Origin of the sequence: Variovorax sp. VRV01 (assembly GCF_014852545.1) — a bacterium.
Taxonomy (GTDB): domain Bacteria; phylum Pseudomonadota; class Gammaproteobacteria; order Burkholderiales; family Burkholderiaceae_C; genus Variovorax; species Variovorax beijingensis_A.
In genome coordinates, this window is the sequence record NZ_JACVBS010000001.1 from 585,029 (window position 1) to 601,635 (window position 16,607).

Annotated in this window: 14 protein-coding genes; 12 read left to right on the forward strand and 2 right to left on the reverse strand. The window is 68.0% G+C overall.

What is annotated here, in order from left to right; translation table 11 throughout:
• Positions 1-32: 32 nt before the first annotated feature.
• Both ppk2 and IB278_RS02875 read left to right on the forward strand, forming a co-directional pair.
• On the forward strand, positions 33-950 hold the full coding sequence (ppk2, locus tag IB278_RS02870) for a polyphosphate kinase 2 (protein WP_370878890.1): 918 nt from the start codon (positions 33-35) through the stop codon (positions 948-950).
• A 45-nt stretch (positions 951-995) separates the two neighbouring features.
• Positions 996-2,063, forward strand: a complete 1,068-nt coding sequence (locus IB278_RS02875) for an alpha/beta hydrolase family esterase (RefSeq protein ID WP_192322554.1) — start codon at positions 996-998, stop codon at positions 2,061-2,063.
• Here the strand turns inward: IB278_RS02875 and IB278_RS02880 are convergent.
• The gene (locus tag IB278_RS02880) at positions 2,060-2,986 is read right to left on the reverse strand and encodes an AraC family transcriptional regulator (RefSeq protein ID WP_192322555.1); all 927 of its coding nucleotides are present in this window, start codon (positions 2,984-2,986) and stop codon (positions 2,060-2,062) included. The two genes, IB278_RS02875 and IB278_RS02880, sit on opposite strands and share 4 nt — an antisense overlap.
• 126 nt (positions 2,987-3,112) lie before the next feature.
• Between IB278_RS02880 and IB278_RS02885 the strand changes: the two genes are divergently transcribed.
• The 8 genes from IB278_RS02885 (at position 3,113) to IB278_RS02920 (ending at position 12,729) form a co-directional block, all read left to right on the forward strand.
• Complete coding sequence (locus tag IB278_RS02885) at positions 3,113-3,499, forward strand: hypothetical protein (RefSeq protein ID WP_192322556.1); 387 nt, start codon at positions 3,113-3,115, stop codon at positions 3,497-3,499.
• A 64-nt stretch (positions 3,500-3,563) separates the two neighbouring features.
• On the forward strand, positions 3,564-5,024 hold the full coding sequence (locus IB278_RS02890; protein WP_145745522.1) for an MFS transporter: 1,461 nt from the start codon (positions 3,564-3,566) through the stop codon (positions 5,022-5,024).
• A 147-nt stretch (positions 5,025-5,171) separates the two neighbouring features.
• On the forward strand, positions 5,172-6,440 hold the full coding sequence (urtA, locus tag IB278_RS02895) for an urea ABC transporter substrate-binding protein (protein ID WP_145745520.1): 1,269 nt from the start codon (positions 5,172-5,174) through the stop codon (positions 6,438-6,440).
• Positions 6,441-6,623: 183 nt separating this feature from the next.
• A complete protein-coding gene (urtB, locus tag IB278_RS02900; protein ID WP_192322648.1) occupies positions 6,624-8,171 on the forward strand; it encodes an urea ABC transporter permease subunit UrtB in 1,548 nt (515 codons plus the stop codon).
• The gene (gene urtC / locus IB278_RS02905; protein WP_145745516.1) at positions 8,168-9,391 is read left to right on the forward strand and encodes an urea ABC transporter permease subunit UrtC; all 1,224 of its coding nucleotides are present in this window, start codon (positions 8,168-8,170) and stop codon (positions 9,389-9,391) included. The genes urtB and urtC overlap by 4 nt, the downstream gene beginning before the upstream one ends.
• Positions 9,392-9,509: 118 nt before the next feature.
• A complete protein-coding gene (gene urtD / locus IB278_RS02910) occupies positions 9,510-10,388 on the forward strand; it encodes an urea ABC transporter ATP-binding protein UrtD (RefSeq protein WP_145745513.1) in 879 nt (292 codons plus the stop codon).
• 264 nt (positions 10,389-10,652) lie between these two features.
• Positions 10,653-11,345, forward strand: a complete 693-nt coding sequence (gene urtE / locus IB278_RS02915) for an urea ABC transporter ATP-binding subunit UrtE (protein ID WP_021008684.1) — start codon at positions 10,653-10,655, stop codon at positions 11,343-11,345.
• 109 nt (positions 11,346-11,454) lie between these two features.
• Complete coding sequence (locus IB278_RS02920) at positions 11,455-12,729, forward strand: MFS transporter (protein ID WP_192322557.1); 1,275 nt, start codon at positions 11,455-11,457, stop codon at positions 12,727-12,729.
• A gap of 14 nt (positions 12,730-12,743) precedes the next feature.
• On the opposite strand, the gene IB278_RS02925 is transcribed toward IB278_RS02920, so the two are convergent.
• Complete coding sequence (locus tag IB278_RS02925) at positions 12,744-13,706, reverse strand: sugar-binding transcriptional regulator (protein ID WP_145745507.1); 963 nt, start codon at positions 13,704-13,706, stop codon at positions 12,744-12,746.
• 151 nt (positions 13,707-13,857) lie between these two features.
• Here IB278_RS02925 and IB278_RS02930 point away from each other — a divergent pair, with 151 nt between their 5' ends.
• Both IB278_RS02930 and IB278_RS02935 read left to right on the forward strand, forming a co-directional pair.
• Positions 13,858-15,210, forward strand: a complete 1,353-nt coding sequence (locus IB278_RS02930) for an iron-containing alcohol dehydrogenase (RefSeq protein ID WP_192322558.1) — start codon at positions 13,858-13,860, stop codon at positions 15,208-15,210.
• A gap of 47 nt (positions 15,211-15,257) precedes the next feature.
• On the forward strand, positions 15,258-16,586 hold the full coding sequence (locus tag IB278_RS02935) for an extracellular solute-binding protein (RefSeq protein ID WP_192322559.1): 1,329 nt from the start codon (positions 15,258-15,260) through the stop codon (positions 16,584-16,586).
• Positions 16,587-16,607: the final 21 nt, after the last annotated feature.

Here is a 16,607-nt window from a genome sequence, read left to right on the forward strand (position 1 = left end):
CCGTTCCACTCCACACCGCCCTTTTCCCCATGATGCTGACGAGCGCACTTCCAGACCACGAAGACCTGATGCAACGCATCGCCCGCGACTTGATCGACAGCTACGACGAGGAGCTCGAACTGGAGATCGAGGACCGCAACATCGACGGCCTCGACCCCGCCGCGCGCATGGGCGACAAGGCCGCGCGCCAGGCCTACTTCAAGGAACTGTTCCGGCTGCAGGGCGAGCTCGTGAAGCTGCAGGACTGGGTGCAGCACAGCAAGCAGAAGGTGGTCATTCTTTTCGAAGGCCGCGACGCGGCGGGCAAGGGCGGTGTCATCAAGCGCATCACGCAGCGCCTGAATCCGCGCGTGGCCCGCGTGGCCGCGCTGCCGGCGCCCAACGACCGCGAACGCACGCAGTGGTATTTCCAGCGCTACGCCGCGCACCTGCCGGCGGCCGGCGAGATGGTGCTGTTCGACCGCAGCTGGTACAACCGCGCCGGCGTGGAGCGCGTGATGGGCTTTTGCTCAGACGACGAATACGAGGAGTTCTTCCGCACCGTGCCGGAGTTCGAGAAGATGCTGGTGCGCTCGGGCATCAAGCTCATCAAGTACTGGTTCTCCATCACCGACGACGAGCAGCACATGCGCTTCTTGGGCCGCATCCACGATCCGCTCAAGCAATGGAAGCTGAGCCCCATGGACCTCGAGAGCCGCCGCCGCTGGGAGGAATACACCAAGGCGAAGGAGATCATGCTGGAGCGCACCCACATTCCCGAAGCGCCGTGGTGGGTGGTGCAGGCGGTCGACAAGAAGAAGGCGCGGCTGAACTGCATCAGCCACCTGCTGGGCCAGCTGCCCTACCAGGAAGTGCCGCATCCGCCGGTGGAACTGCCCGCGCGCGAGCGCCATGCGGACTACCTGCGCCAGCCGGTGCCGGCCAGCATGATCGTGCCGGAGATCTACTAGGGCCGCCTGTTTGGACGGCCGGCGCTTTGCCCTCACACTGTGCCCATGGCCCGTCGTTCCACCGCTTCCCTGTTCGCCCGCGCATACGAGCGCAACCTGAAGGCACTCACGAAGATCACGCTCGGCAACAGCAAGCGCGTGGCCGGCCAGGTGCAGCGCGCAGCGGCCAAGCGGCTCAAGCCGCCGCCGGGCAAGGGCGACTGGCTCGGCGGCATGGCACTGGGCCCCGGCGGTGCGCGCGGCTACCACCTGTTCCGTCCGGCCGACCTGAAGCTGCAGCCCGGCGAGAAGCTGCCGCTCATGGTCATGCTGCACGGCTGCGGCCAGACCGGGCGCGACTTCGCGGCCAGCACGCGCATGAACGCGCTCGCGGTGCGCCAGCGATTCCTGGTGCTCTACCTGGAGCAGGACAGGCTGGCCCATCCCCAAGGCTGCTGGAACTGGTACGAGCGGCGTTCGGGCAAGGCCGACGCCGAAGCCGCCACCTTGATGGCGGCCATCGACCAGGCCTGCATGCTCTATCCGGTGCACCGCGAGCGCATTGCGCTGGCCGGCCTGTCGGCGGGGGCCAGCATGGCGGCGCTGCTTGCCACGCGCTATCCGCAGCGCTTTCGCGCCGTGGCCATGCATTCGGGCGTGGCGCCGGGCGCGGCGAAATCCTCGGCCACGGCCCTGGGCGCAATGCGCGGGCAGCACACGCCGCCGATGCCGACCACCGCGGTCGGCAAGGCCATGGGCGCGGCCGCCGTGTTCGCGACCCTGCCGCCGATGCTGGTGATCCATGGCGACGCCGATGCCGTGGTGGCGCCGAGCAATGCCGTCAACAGCGCGGCCGTGTGGGCCACGGCCATGGGCGCCAAGCCGGGGCTGACGCGCACGCTGCAGCGCGGCAAGCGGCATGCCATGCGGGTGACCGAGTTTGGGCGCAAGGGCCGCACGCTGGTCGTGCTGTGCGAGATCGCGGGACTCGGGCATGCATGGAGCGGCGGCGCCTCCGCGACGCTTTTCAGCGATCCGGGCGGGCCCGATGCCACGCGCATGGTGTGGGCCTTTGCGGCGGCGCAGTTCAAGCGCGCGGCCAGCATCAAGGCAGGCCTTCCTGCGGGCGCCTAGGCGGCAACGCTCTCGCGCGCCGCCGCACGCCATGCGCCGGGGGCCATGCCCATCCGGCGCTTGAAGGCCTTGCTGAACGCGGCTTCTGATTCATAGCCCACCGCGCCCGCGATCGCGCCGACGGCCGCATGGCCCTGGCCGAGCATGTTGCCGGCCTTGAACATGCGCCAGTGCGTCAGGTATTCGAGCGGCGCCTGGCCGACCTTCTCGCGAAAGCGCTGCGCAAATGCCGAGCGCGACAGGCTGGCCGCCGATGCCAGCGTCTCCACCGTCCAGTCGCGCGCCATGTCCTTATGCATGGCGCGCAGCGCAGGGCCGATGCGCGCGTCGGCCAGTGCGCCGAGCCAGCCCGTCTGCGCCTGGCCTTGTGCCGCGGCGTGCGCGCGCACCGCCTGCACGAACACGATGTCGGCCAGCCGGCTCACGAGCAGGCCCGAGCCCAGGCCCGGCTCGCCCGTTTCCATCGCAAGCAGCTGCAGGGTGCCTTGCAGCGCGATGGCGCGCGCCTGCTCCATCTTGACGTGCAGCAGCACGGGCAGCAGATCGAGCAGAGGCCGGGCCGCGCGCTGGTCGAAATGGAACCAGCCGCAGATCACCGATGCGGCGGTGCCGGTGCCGCCCAGATCGACCACGCCGCCGATGCGGTCGCGCACTACCGAGGCGCAGCTGACCGTGGGGGTGTCCGGATGGTCGCGCAGCACATAGGGCGTGCCGTGCGCGAGCACATAGCAGTCGCCTGCGGCCAGGGCCACGGGCTGCGCCACGCCCGGCACTTCGAGCAGGCAGCTTCCGCGCACCACCAGGCCGAAGCGGGCGCTCTCTCCGCCAGCCAGGCTCACGCCCCAGGGCGCGCGCGCCTCGAGCCGCGCATAGAGCGCGCTGCGTACGCGCATGGCGGCGAACACGTCATCGAGCGGATCCAACGGAGCTCCTGTGGCAGTGGACGAATGGACAAGATTATCGGCTTCGCAGGCATTCACTGTCCACTCCTGGGGCTGGAAACTGCAGCCTCGCTCTTCCGCTTCCCCAAGCCAGCAAGGATTCCGATCATGACCACCGACAGCTCTTTTGCCGAACTCGCCGATCGCTACGTCGCGGCCTGGAACGAAACCGATGCCGCAGCGCGCCGCGCCGCCATCGCCCGGCTGTGGGTGCCCGAAGGCGAGCACTACGTGCGCACGCTGCAGGTGAAGGGCTACGAGGCACTGGAGCAGCGCGTCACCGGCTCGCACGAAAAAAACGTGCGCGATGGCGGCTTCCGCTTCGTGGCCGCGGGCGATGCGCAGTTCCTGCATGGCGCGGTGATGTTCCATTGGCACATGGTTCCGGCCGCCGGCGGGCCCATTGCCGCGCTCGGCCTGGAGTTTCTCCTGCTCGCCGAGGACGGCCGCATCGCCGTGGACTACCAGTTCATCCTGCCGACGCCCACTGCCTGAAGCCCGGCGATGACCTCCGAGGTCATTGCCGCGGCGCCGCTCCCTCCCAACACTCGAACCCATCATGTCGCAGTCATCCAACATCGCTGCCCCGGCAGCATCGTTTTCCTCCGCCGCAAGCCGCGGCGCCGGCACCCTCGGCCTCTGGGTCATGCTCAGCGGCACCTTCCTGGTGGTGCTCGACTTCTTCATCGTCAACGTGGCACTGCCTTCGATGCAGCGCGAGCTGCGCGCCTCCGCGGGCACCCTGCAGATGGTGGTGGCCGGCTACGGCCTGGCCACGGCCGCGGGCCTGATCACCGGCGGGCGGCTCGGCGACCTGTTCGGCCGGCGCCGCATGTTCATGCTGGGCCTGCTGCTGTTCACGCTGGCGTCGGCCGCCTGCGGCCTCGCGCCCAACGCCGAGCTGCTGGTGGCGGCCCGCGTGCTGCAGGGCCTGGCCGGTGCACTGCTGCAGCCGCAGGTGCTGGCGATGATCGGCCTGGCCTACACCGGTGAAAGCCGCGCGCGCGCCTTTGCGGCCTACGGGCTCACGCTGGGCCTCGGGGCCACGCTCGGGCAGCTGGTGGGCGGGTTGCTGATCCATGCCGATCCGGGCGGACTCGGCTGGCGCAGCTGCTTCCTCATCAACGTTCCGATCGGCCTGCTGGCGCTGGTGCTCGCACCGCGCGCCATTCCGCCGCTTGCCAACGGCGGCAACAGCCGGCTCGACCTGGCCGGCATGCTGCTGGTGGCGGCCGGCTCCGTGGCCGTGGTGCTGCCGCTGGTCGAAGGCCGCGAGCAGGGCTGGCCGCTGTGGAGCTGGATGTGCCTGGCCGCCTCGCTGCCCCTGCTCGCTGCATTCGCTTTCCAGCAGCGTCGGCTGGCCGCGAACGGCGGTGCGCCACTGGTGGCGCCCGTGCTGCTGGCGAACAGGCGCTTCGTCATGGGCCTTTTCACCACGCTGGCCTTCTATGTCGGCAATGCCTCGCTCTACTTCGTGCTGGCGCTGTACCTGCAGCAAGGCCTGGTGCTCGACCCGCTGAGTTCGGGCCTCGTCTTCACGTCGCTGGCGGTCGGCTTCTTTGCAACCTCGATGGCCGGCGCGCGCCTGGCACGCCGCTTCGGCGGCCAGCCGCCGATCGCGCTCGGCGCTTTGGTGCTGGCCGTGGGCCATGCATTGCAGTTCGTCAATGTGGCAGGATGGGCCGGACACGCGCACGTGGTCGCATGGATGGTGCCGCTGCTGCTGGTGCAGGGCGCAGGGCTCGGCATGGTGATGGCGCCACTGGTGTCCACCGTGCTGGCCGGCCTGCCGCCGCAGCATGCCGGCGTGGCGTCGGGCGTGCTGTCGATGGTGCAGCAGGCGAGCAATGCGCTGGGCGTGGCGCTGATCGGCATCCTGTTCTACGGGCGGCTGGGCGGTGCGCCGGATGCTGCGGGCTATGCGAGCGCGTTCGGCGTGGCGCTGGTGTACCTGATGGCGTCGGCCCTGCTGGTGGCGGTGCTGCAGCGGCGGGGCAGCCGGCCGCAGCCGAAGGCGTGAAAGCGCGGCGGCCACCATTGCCGCCTTGAGTACCTCCGTGTACGCCACCCGGCGTATTTCTCGCGGGCGGGCGAATCCGCAGACTCCCCTCCATCGTCCGGCCCGTACCGGCGACCAGGTTTCAACCACCCCGGAGCAGGAGTCCACATGCAACGTCGTTTCACACTCAAGGCGCTCACCGCCGCCGTCGCCCTGGCCAGCATTTCCGCTGCGCCGGCCTTTGCCGCCGACACCATCAAGGTCGGCGTGCTGCACTCGCTGTCGGGCACGATGGCCATCTCGGAAACCGTGTTGAAAGACACGGTGCTGATGGCCATCGACGACATCAACAAGAAGGGCGGCGTGCTGGGCAAGCAGCTCGAGCCCGTGGTGGTCGACCCGGCTTCCAACTGGCCGCTGTTCGCTGAAAAGACCAAGCAGCTGCTGGGCCAGGACAAGGTTTCGGTGATCTTCGGCTGCTGGACCTCGGTGTCGCGCAAGTCGGTGCTGCCGGTGGTCGAGGAAATGAACGGCCTCCTGTTCTACCCCGTGCAGTACGAAGGCGAAGAGCTCTCGAAGAACGTGTTCTACACCGGCGCCGCGCCCAACCAGCAAGCCATTCCGGCCGTCGACTACCTGATGAGCAAGGAAGGCGGCGGTGCCAAGCGCTGGGTGCTGCTGGGCACCGACTACGTCTACCCCCGCACCACCAACAAGATCCTGCGCGCCTACCTCAAGAGCAAGGGCGTGAAGGACACCGACATCGACGAGAAGTACACGCCCTTCGGCCACAGCGACTACCAGACCATCGTGGCGGACATCAAGAAGTTCTCCTCGGGCGGCAAGACGGCGGTGGTCTCGACCATCAACGGCGACTCGAACGTGCCCTTCTACAAGGAACTCGGCAACGCCGGCCTCAAGGCCAAGGACGTGCCGGTGGTGGCCTTCTCGGTCGGCGAGGAAGAACTGCGCGGTGTCGACACCAAGCCGCTGGTGGGCCACCTGGCCGCGTGGAACTACTTCATGTCGATCAAGAACCCGACCAACACGGCGTTCATCAAGCAGTGGAGCGAGTACGCCAAGGCCAAGAACATCGCCGGCCACAAGGACAAGCCACTCACCAACGACCCGATGGAAGCCACCTGGATCGGCATCCACATGTGGAAGCAGGCGGTCGAGAAGGCCAAGTCGACCGACACCGACAAGGTGATCGCCGCCATGGCCGGCCAGACCTTCACGGCCCCCTCGGGCATCGTCTCGAAGATGGACGAGAAGAACCACCACCTGCACAAGAGCGTGTTCATCGGCGAGATCAAGGCCGACGGCCAGTTCAGCGTGGTGTGGAAGACGCCGGGCCCGGTCAAGGCCAAGCCGTGGAGCCCGTACATCGAAGGCAACGACAAGAAGCCGGATCAGCCGGCTGGCAAGTCGCTGTAAGCGTGTTTCTCCCTCCCCTTTCGGGGGAGGGCAGGGGTGGAGGCTGGCGGCGGTCGCCACGGGCACTGTGCCTGGACAAGCGCCGCGTGCCCCCACCCCGACCCTCCCCCGGAAGGGGAGGGAGCCAATTCAACTTCCGGTTTCATGATGCTTCGACGATCCCTTCACTGCGCACTCGCCGCCATGCTGCTCATGGCATCGGCCGTCCACGCGCTGACCGCCGACGAAGCCCGCGCCATCGCCTCGGGCGAATCCGAAGCGCGCATCACCGCGCTCAACAAGGCCGTGCTCACGGCCGACGACAAGACCGCCGCCTTCATCCAGGCCATGTCCGAGGACGCGGTCAAGTACACCGAAGACAAGGTCTTCGTGATCAAGGACGACAAGGGCTACGACCCCGTGACCGGCGCCGAGCTGCAGGTGCCCGACACGGCCGAGGACGTGGTCAACAACAACCTCATGCGCGGCGCGCTCGATGCCGCGCAGGCCGCGCTCAAGCTCACGAGCAAGGACGACGCGGTGCGCGCCGAAGCCGCGCAGGCGCTCTTCAAGGAGCCCGACGAATCGCGCATTCCGATGGTCGAGAAGGCGCTGGCCGCCGAGACCAATCCCGGCATCAAGGCGCAGCTGCAGCTGGTGCGCGCCGCCAGCATGCTCACCAGCGCCGACAAGGCCCGGCGCCTTGCCGCGGCCAGGGAACTCGGCGCCAACACGAGCCCCGACACCAAGCTGCTGCTCAACCAGCGCCTGGCCGACGAGACCGAGGCCGACGTCAAGGCCGCCATCGTCGCCTCCATTGCCAGCATCGATGGTGCGCTGGTCTGGGGCGACCGCATCAACGCGGTGTTCAGCGGCATCAGCCTGGGCTCGGTGCTGCTGCTGGCCGCGCTGGGCCTGGCCATCACCTACGGGCTGATGGGCGTCATCAACATGGCGCACGGCGAGCTGATGATGATCGGCGCCTACGCCACCTACGTGATGCAGGGCATCTTCCAGCGCTACATGCCCGAGGCGGCCTTCGGCTGGTACCTGGTCGCCGCGATTCCCGTGTCCTTCCTCGCATCGGCGCTCGTGGGCGCGGTGCTCGAACGCGGCGTGATCCGCTTCCTCTACGGCCGGCCGCTCGAGACGCTGCTGGCCACCTGGGGCATCAGCCTGATGCTGCAGCAGCTCGTGCGCTCGCTGTTCGGTGCGCAGAACGTCGGCGTCGAGAACCCCGGCTGGATGAGCGGCGGCTTCACCATGCTGAGCAACGTCACGCTGCCGTGGAACCGCATCTGCATCATCATCTTTGCCGTGCTGGTGCTGCTCGCGATGGGCTGGCTGATCGGCCGCACGCGGCTGGGCCTGTTCGTGCGTGGCGTCACGCAGAACCGTCCGATCGCCTCCTGCATGGGCGTGAACACCGCGCGCATCGACACCTACGCCTTCGCGCTCGGCTCCGGCATCGCGGGCCTTGCGGGCTGCGCGCTGAGCCAGATCGGCAACGTCGGCCCGGACCTCGGCCAGAGCTACATCGTCGACAGCTTCATGGTGGTCGTGATGGGCGGCGTGGGCCAGCTCGCGGGCACCGTGTACGCGGCGCTCGGGCTGGGCATTCTCAACAAGTTCATCGAAGGCTGGGCGGGCGCGGTGCTCGCGAAGATCGCAGTGCTCGTTTTCATCATCATCTTCATTCAAAAGAGACCTCAAGGCATCTTCGCGATGAAGGGCCGGAGCGCAGAAGCATGAGCAAGGTTGTGTTGCCAACCAAAGGTCCGCTGCTGAGCGGCAAGGGCTGGACGGCCTTCTTCGTCGCGCTGATCGTGGTCTGCGCCGTGGCGCCGGTGCTCAACATGTGGGTGCCCGCCGGCAGCCCGCTGCACATGAGCGACTATGCGGTGGCGCTGGTCGGCAAGATCATGTGCTACGCGATCTGCGCGCTGGCCATGGACCTGATCTGGGGCTACACCGGCATCCTCTCGCTGGGCCACGGCCTGTTCTTTGCGCTCGGCGGCTACATGATGGGCATGTACCTCATGCGCCAGATCGGCCGCGACGGCAACTACAAGAGCGACCTGCCGGACTTCATGGTGTTCCTCGACTGGAAGACACTGCCCTGGCACTGGACCTTCAGCGACAGCTTCATCGCCACGCTGATATTGATCGTCGTGGTGCCGGGCCTGATCGCCTTCGTGTTCGGCTTCTTCGCCTTCCGATCGCGCATCAAGGGCGTGTACTTCTCGATCATCACGCAGGCCATGACCTTTGCCGCGATGCTGCTGTTCTTCCGCAACGAGACCGGCTTCGGTGGCAACAACGGTTTTACCGACTTCAAGCGCATCCTGGGCATTCCGATCGCCACGCAGGAAATGCGCATGACGCTCTTCGCGCTCACCGGCCTCACGCTGCTGGGCTTCTTCCTGTTCGCGAAGTGGCTCATCGCCAGCAAGTTCGGCCGCGTGCTGCAGGCCATCCGCGACGCGGAGACGCGCGTGATGTTCTCGGGCTACAACCCGCTGCCCTACAAGCTCACGATCTGGGTGATCTCGGCCGTGATGTGCGGCGTGGCCGGTGCGCTGTACGTGCCGCAGGTCGGCATCATCAATCCCGGCGAGATGAGCGCGGCCAACTCCATCGAGATTGCGATCTGGGCCGCGGTGGGCGGACGCGCCACGCTGATCGGGCCGATCATCGGCGCCTTCATCGTCAACGGCGCGAAGAGCTGGCTCACGGTGGCCTACCCCGAGTACTGGCTGTACTTCCTCGGCGCGTTGTTCATTGCTGTCACGCTGTTCCTGCCGAACGGCATCGTGGGCCTGGTGCGCAAGTGGCTGTCGAGGGAGAAGGTGCCGGCCGGCGTGAGCGCCGGCCGCGAAGAGGCGCAGCGCGCCATGGCCGCCGCCCAAGGCGTGGAGCCGGAGGCGCTGCACGCGCCGCTGGTGGCCGAAGTGAAGGGAGCGCGCGCATGAGCCGCCGCCCGGCCGCTCCAAAGGGGGCTCGCACCGCAGTGCGGAGCACGGAGGTTACCCAATGCCGCCGGGCCACTCCCAAGGCGAATACCGCAGCGCGAAGCGCGGAGGTTTCTGAATGACTCCCGACCTGATGGAAGCCGGCGCCGAGCGCGCCGCCCGCGCCAAGGGCGTGCACTACGCGGGCGGCAGCACCGAATCCGGCGGGCGTTCCGCGGACTTCGGCCGCATTGCAACGCCGGGCGAAGTGGACGTGACGCACGGCCGCATCCTCTACCTGGAGGACGTGAGCGTGAGCTTCGACGGCTTCAAGGCCATCAACAAGCTGTCGCTCGACATTGCGCCGGGCGAGCTGCGCTGCATCATCGGCCCGAACGGCGCAGGCAAGACGACGATGATGGACATCATCACCGGCAAGACGCGGCCCGACGAGGGCACGGTGTTCTTCGGCAGCACCATCGACCTGCTGCGCCATCGCGAGGCCGACATCGCCCAGCTGGGCATCGGGCGCAAGTTCCAGAAGCCGACGGTGTTCGAGCATCTCACGGTGTTCGAGAACCTCGAGCTCGCGCTCAAGACCAACAAGGGTGTGCGCGCCTCGATGCTGTTCAGGCTCGACTCGGCGCAGAGCGACCGGCTGGCCGAAGTGCTGCAGACCATTCACCTGGCCGACAGCGTGTCGCGCCTGGCCGGCAACCTGAGCCATGGCCAGAAGCAGTGGCTGGAGATCGGCATGCTGCTGATGCAGGACCCGAAGCTGCTTCTGCTCGACGAGCCCGTGGCCGGCATGACCGACGAGGAAACGGCGCGCACCGCCGAGCTGTTCCTCACGCTCAAGGGCAAGCACTCGCTGATGGTGGTGGAGCACGACATGAGCTTCATCCGCACCATTTCCGAGATCGTCACCGTGCTGTGCGACGGCTCCGTGCTGGCGCAGGGTACGCTGGACGAAGTGCAGGCCGATGAGCGCGTGATCGAGGTTTATCTTGGGCGTTGAGGCCATTGCCGTGGCCAGGACCGACGGCATCAACGTCACAGCCAGCGCCCGGCATGCGGCGCGGTGCGGGCGGCCCCTCTGTGCCGCCGAGGAGCGCAGTGTTTCGCGGATCAGGGCTCGCAGCTGTTTGAGCGAAGCGAGTTCTGCGAGACCCCGCGAAACGCGAGCACCGCAGGGGAGCCCGAAGGGCCGGCACAGTGGGGCCGCCCGCGCCGTGCCGCGTGCCGGGCGCCTCCAACAAGGACAAAGGAAGGCATCCACAAAATGCTGACAGTCAAGAACATCCACCAGTACTACGGCGGCTCCCATATCCTCAGAGACGTGAGCTTCGAGGCCACGCTAGGCAAGGTCACGGTATTGCTGGGCCGCAACGGCGTAGGCAAGACCACACTGCTCAAGTCGCTGATGGGCCTGGTCCCCATCAAGAGCGGCAGCATCGAGCTCGAAGGCAAGCCGATCCACAAGGCCACCCCTTATGAAAGGGCAAGGGCCGGCATCGGCTTCGTCCCGCAGGGCCGCGAAATCTTCGCCAGGCTCACGGTCGAAGAAAACCTGCGCATGGGCCTGGCCTACAAGAGCGGCAGCACGCCCATCCCGTCGGAACTGTTCGACCTGTTCCCCGTGCTCAAGCAGATGATCAACCGAAGAGGCGGCGACCTTTCCGGCGGGCAACAGCAACAGCTTGCCATTGCGCGCGCGCTGGCGCCCAAGCCCAAGCTGCTGATCCTCGACGAGCCCACCGAAGGCATCCAGCCCAGCATCATCAAGGACATCGGCCGCGTCATCCGCATGCTGGCCGACCGCGGCGACATGGCCATCGTGCTGTGCGAGCAGTACTACGACTTCGCGCAGGAACTGGCCGACGACTACCTCGTGATGGAGCGCGGGGAGGTCATCGCGCGCGGCCTCGGCAAGGACATGGAAGCGCAGGGCGTGCGCCAGCTCGTGGCAATCTGAGGCCCTGCAGTACCGGGCCTTCGGCAAATCCGTATCGGCAGAAATTCAGGGTTTACCCTAAAATCAGGCCTCTGCCCGCTGCCGCCGGGCACCTCCCAGGAGCCTGGCCTTGAACGCCTCCCCACCCGCGCCGGACAGCGCGGACACCGACATTTCCGTTGTTTCCCCCTCCGCACGGCCCGTGAATTTCCTGCGCGCCGTGCTCGCGCTCGGCGTCGGCGGCTTCGCCATCGGCACCGGCGAGTTCGTGATCATGGGCCTCTTGCCCGAAGTGGCGAAGGACATCGACGTCAGCATCCCCCAGGCCGGCCACGTCATCAGCGCCTATGCGCTCGGCGTCGTCATCGGTGCGCCGGTGCTCGCGGTGCTCGCGGCCGGCTGGCGCCGCCGCGCGCTGCTGATCGCGCTCATGGCCGTGTTCGCCGCCGGCAATTTCGCGAGCGCGATGGCGCCGGGCTACATGTCGCTCAACCTGCTGCGCTTTGCGACCGGGCTGCCGCACGGCACCTACTTCGGCGTGGCCGCGCTGGTGGCCGCCACGCTCGCACCGCCCGGGCGCCGCGCACGCGCCGTGGGCCTCGTGATGCTGGGGCTCACCGGCGCCACGCTGGTGGGCGTGCCGATCGCGGCCTGGCTCGGCCAGCTGTTCGGCTGGCGCGCGGCCTTCGTGTTCGTCGGCCTCATCGCGCTGGCGGCGGTGGCGCTGCTGCGCCGCGACATCCCCGACCTGGCGCCGCCCGCGGGTGCCAGCCCCTGGCGCGAGCTCGGCGCGCTCAGGCGCAAGCAGGTGTGGTTCACGCTCGGCATCGGCGCCATCGGCTTCGGCGGCATGTTCTCGGTGTTCAGCTACATCAAGCCCACGCTCATCGAAGTGGCCGGCCTGCCGCTGGGCGGCGTGCCTTTCGTGCTCGCGCTGTTCGGGCTGGGCATGGTCACCGGCAACCTCGTCGGCTCGCGCCTGGCGGACAAGTCGCTGATGCGCACCATCGGCGGCCTGCTCGTCTATGCGGCGCTGGTGCTCGCGATGTTCTCGTTCGCGGCGCACCACGTGGTCACCGCGGCCATCAACGTGTTTCTCATCGGCACCACCGTGGCCATCGGCCCCGCGCTGCAGATCCGCCTGATGGACGTGGCCGGCGACGCGCAGACGCTCGCCGCCGCGCTCAACCACTCGGCCTTCAACATGGCCAATGCGCTGGGCGCCTGGCTCGGCGGCGTGGCCATTGCGGCCGGGCTGGGCTGGACCTCGACGGGGTGGGTCGGTGCGCTGCTCGCGCTCGCGGGGATGGGGGTGTTCGCCTGGGCGCTGATGAGCGCACGGGCGAGCGAAAGAGCCCACGCGCGGCCGCAAGACGAGGTGGCCTGCGAGGGCTCCGCCGGCTAGCCGGTCCTTCTTCTTCAGGCCTGCGCGGCCAGCGCCTGGTAGAGCTTCAGCGCCGTGCGCGCCGTCTGCTCGTCGCAGATCAGCACCGACAGCAGCCTGGCCTGCAGCACCGCGGCAATGATCGGTGCCTTGTTCTCGCCGCCCGAAGCAACGATCACCGTCGGAATGCGCGCCAGCTCCTCGAGCGAAGGCGCCACCACGCGCAGGTTCAGCGCATGCTTCACCGGCTTGCCGTGGCGGTCGAGGAACTGCCCGATGATGTCGCCCACCGCCTTGGCCTGCCGCAGCTCGGCCACCGGCACGTCCTTTGGCAGGCCGTAGCGCACCAGCAGCGAGCGCGTGCTCAGGTCGCCCACGCTCAGCAGCGCGACGTCGTTGGCCGCGATCTGGCCGAACGCTTCCTTGAAGACATCCTGCGAAACGATGGTGTCGCGCGACTTGGCGCTGCCTGCGTACAGGGGCGCGGCCAGGTAGCTGCATTGCGCGCCCAGCCGGGCGGCCAGTGCGCTGGCCGTTTCGAAGGTGTTGATCTCCAGGCCGCGCGTCAGGCCGCCCATCATCGAGTTGACGTGCACCTCGGGCCATTGGCCGGATGCGACGTGGCGGATGGCCTCGCGCAAGGTGGCGCCCCAGCCCACGCCCACGCCGCGCACGCGGTTCGTCTCGATGTGCTTCGATAGATATTCGCCGGCCGTGCGTCCCAGCAGCACGGGGATGAGCTCGGGGCTCTCGGGCGTCGGGATGATCGCTGCCTCGCGCAGGCCGCAGACGCTGCGCAGCTCTTCCTCGAGCCGCAGGCAGCTCTCGTGGCGCGAGTTGATCTTGATGCTGACCAGCCCGCTCTCGCGCGCCTCGCCCAGCAGGCGGTTCACGCGCAGCCGCGTGAGGCCGAGCTTCGTGGCGATGCCGTCCTGCGTCAGGCCCTCCATGTAGTAGAGCCAGGCCACGCGCACCGCCACCTGATCTTCCTCAGCCATCCGAATTCTCCGTGGTTGTCGTCGTTGATTCTGCGGCCGCGATGGTGGCACGAGTGCGGTGGACTACGGGTAGTCACGTGGTTGAAACAAATGTCTTTCAAACTATACACTTGTTCATCGACCGGAAAACGGCGTCCAGATTGCAGGAGACATGAGCGATTCGACATCCCCGCTGAGGGCCGCGCTGCGCGATGCGGCGGTCACCAAAGAAGTCGCCATCGAGCACGCCGCGGTGCGCTTGCTGCCCGGGGTGCTGCAGCGCTGCGCGCCGGGCCGGCGCTGGATGCTGGTGGCCGACGAGAACACCTGGGACGTGGTGGGCGCTTCGGCGCAGGCCCTGCTCGAATCGCAGGGCGTGCCCTGCGCGGCGCCGCTGGTCTTTCCTGCGAAGCCTCGCCTGAAGCCGCGCGTGCAGCGCTCGGCGGCCATCGCACAGCAGCTTTCCGCGCAGGCGGCCACGCCTCTCGCGGTGGGCTCGGGCGTGGTCAGCGACCTGGTCAAGCATGCGGCCTCGCTCGCCGGCAAACCCTACGCGTGCCTTGCAACCGCCGCCTCCATGGATGGCTACGCGGCCTCGGGCGCCGCGCTGCTCGGCGAAGACGGCTTCAAGCGCACGCTCGCATGCCCGCCGCCCGTGGCGGTGCTGGCCGACCTCGACGTGCTGCGCGCCGCGCCGCCGCGCATGACGGCCTGGGGCTACGGCGACCTGGCCGGCAAGGCGGTGGCCGGCGCCGACTGGCTGCTGGCCGACGCGCTCGGCGTGGAGCCCATCAACCCGCGTCCCTATGCCCTGGTGCAGGACCATCTCGGCGATTGGCTCGGCGCGCCGCAGCGCCTGGCCGTGCATGAACCGCAGGCACTGGCCGGCTTGCTGGCCGGCCTGCTGGTCAGCGGCTTCGCCATGCAGGCCCATGGCAACTCGCGTCCGGCGAGCGGCAGCGACCACCAGTTCTCGCACCTGTGGGAAATGGAGAACCTGCAGGTCGATGGCGAGCCCGCGGCGCATGGCGCCTGCGTGGGCGTCGGGTGCGTGGCCATGCTGGCGATGTACGAATGGCTCCTTGCGCAGCCCGAGGCCGCCATCGCGGCCGCCGCATCGCAGGCGCGCGACGGCCGGGACGAGGCCGCGCTGTCGCGCGAGATCGAGGCCGCCTTCGGCAACGAGGAATTCATGGCCGCCGCGCGCGGCGAAATGGATGCGAAGGCCGCGTCCGGCAGCCGCCGCGCACGCCTCGAACAGCTGGTGCGCGCCTGGCCCGCGCTGCGCGCGCAGCTGAAGCGCCAGCTGATCGGCGCGCGCGACATGCAGCAGCGCCTGGCCACCGTCGGTGGGGCGAGCCATCCCGGCGAGCTCGGCATCGGCGCCGCCAGGTTTGCCGCCGACCACCGCCGCGCACGCCTCATCCGGCGCCGCTACACGCTGCTCGACTTGCTCGACGACCTGGGCTGGCTCGACCGCGCGATCGCCGAGCAGTTCGCTCCCGGCGGCTTCTGGGCCGCATGAGCGCAAAGCAGATACCGACATCGACACACACCCTACAGGAGAACGCGATGAAGATCCAACGACGCAGCACGCTGGCCATGCTGGCCCTTTCCTCCACGCTCTGGCTGGCCGGCGCCATGCCGGCCGCCGCGCAGCCGGTGCAGGTTCAGTGGTGGCATGCCATGGGCGGGGCGCTGGGCGAGCGTGTCGAAGAGCTGGTGAAGAACTTCAACAGCTCGCAGAACAAGTACGCGGTCACCGCCGTCTACAAGGGCAACTACGACGAGGTCATCAACGGCACCATCGCCGCCTACCGCGCCAAGCGCGCACCGGCGCTCGTGCAGATCTACGAGCGCGGCTTCATGACCATGCTGCTGTCGGACGCCACGATGCCGGTGCAGGACCTGCTCGACCAGCGCGGCTACAAGGTCGACTGGGCCGATTTCGTGAAGCCGGTGGCCGGCTTCTACAGCTACAAGGGCAAGCTGATGACGATGCCCTTCAATTCGTCCTCGCCCATCCTCTGGTACAACAAGGCGCACTTCGAGAAAGCCGGTTTCGCCAAGCCGGCCGAGACCTGGCAGGAGCTGGAGAAGCAGCTCTATGCCATCAAGCAGAAGGGCATCTCGGCCTGCGGCTCGGTGCTCGCAGGCGACTACCACTGGAGCCTGCTCGAGAACTACAGCGCCATCAACGACCTGCCCTACGCCACCAAGGCCAACGGCTACCAGGGGCTGGACACCGAGTTCGTCTACAACAAGACCTCGGTCGTCTCGCAGGTCGCGCGCATCAAGAAATGGATCGACGACGACGTGATGCAGATCGCCGGCCAGGGCCTGAGCCCCGAGCAGCTCTTCACCTCGGGCAAGTGCTCCACCTACTTTGCCTCGACCGCCGCGCACAGCGGCATCGAGCGCGAATCCAAGATCGACTGGAGCGCCACCTACCTGCCGTGGGAAGAGGGCAAGCAGCCGAAGAACAGCACCATCGGCGGCGCCTCGCTGTGGGTCATGAAGGGCCAGAAGCCGGCCGAGTACGAGGCCGTGGCGGCCTTCCTCGACTACATTGCCAAGCCCGAGACGCAGTTCTGGTGGGTCAAGGCCACGGGCTACGTGCCGCTGACCAACAAGGCCTACGAACTGGCCAGGTCGCAGGGCTACTACAAGGAGCACCCGACGCGCGAGATCGCGATCCTGCAGCTCACGCGCGGCACGCCCACGGCCAACTCCACCGGCTTTCACTTCGGCAACTTCACGCAGACCATGATGGCGCAGCGCGACGAGTTCCAGAACGTGGTGGCCGGCAAGAAGACGCCGCAGGCGGCCATGGACGATGCCGTCAAGCGCGGCAACGAGATCCTGCGGCAGTACGAGAAGCTCAACAAGGGCCGCTACTGAAGCGCGGCGGCGGGCGGCAAC

Bases quoted from the DNA above. Each gene is read 5' to 3' on its own strand.
- urtD (WP_145745513.1), top strand. From the start codon at position 9,510: ATGACTCCCGACCTGATGGAAGCCGGCGCCGAGCGCGCCGCCCGCGCC.
- urtA (WP_145745520.1), top strand. From the start codon at position 5,172: ATGCAACGTCGTTTCACACTCAAGGCGCTCACCGCCGCCGTCGCCCTG.
- IB278_RS02925 (WP_145745507.1), bottom strand. From the start codon at position 13,706: ATGGCTGAGGAAGATCAGGTGGCGGTGCGCGTGGCCTGGCTCTACTAC.
- IB278_RS02890 (WP_145745522.1), top strand. From the start codon at position 3,564: ATGTCGCAGTCATCCAACATCGCTGCCCCGGCAGCATCGTTTTCCTCC.
- urtC (WP_145745516.1), top strand. From the start codon at position 8,168: ATGAGCAAGGTTGTGTTGCCAACCAAAGGTCCGCTGCTGAGCGGCAAG.
- urtB (WP_192322648.1), top strand. From the start codon at position 6,624: ATGCTGCTCATGGCATCGGCCGTCCACGCGCTGACCGCCGACGAAGCC.
- IB278_RS02875 (WP_192322554.1), top strand. From the start codon at position 996: ATGGCCCGTCGTTCCACCGCTTCCCTGTTCGCCCGCGCATACGAGCGC.
- IB278_RS02935 (WP_192322559.1), top strand. From the start codon at position 15,258: ATGAAGATCCAACGACGCAGCACGCTGGCCATGCTGGCCCTTTCCTCC.
- IB278_RS02930 (WP_192322558.1), top strand. From the start codon at position 13,858: ATGAGCGATTCGACATCCCCGCTGAGGGCCGCGCTGCGCGATGCGGCG.
- IB278_RS02885 (WP_192322556.1), top strand. From the start codon at position 3,113: ATGACCACCGACAGCTCTTTTGCCGAACTCGCCGATCGCTACGTCGCG.
- urtE (WP_021008684.1), top strand. From the start codon at position 10,653: ATGCTGACAGTCAAGAACATCCACCAGTACTACGGCGGCTCCCATATC.
- ppk2 (WP_370878890.1), top strand. From the start codon at position 33: ATGCTGACGAGCGCACTTCCAGACCACGAAGACCTGATGCAACGCATC.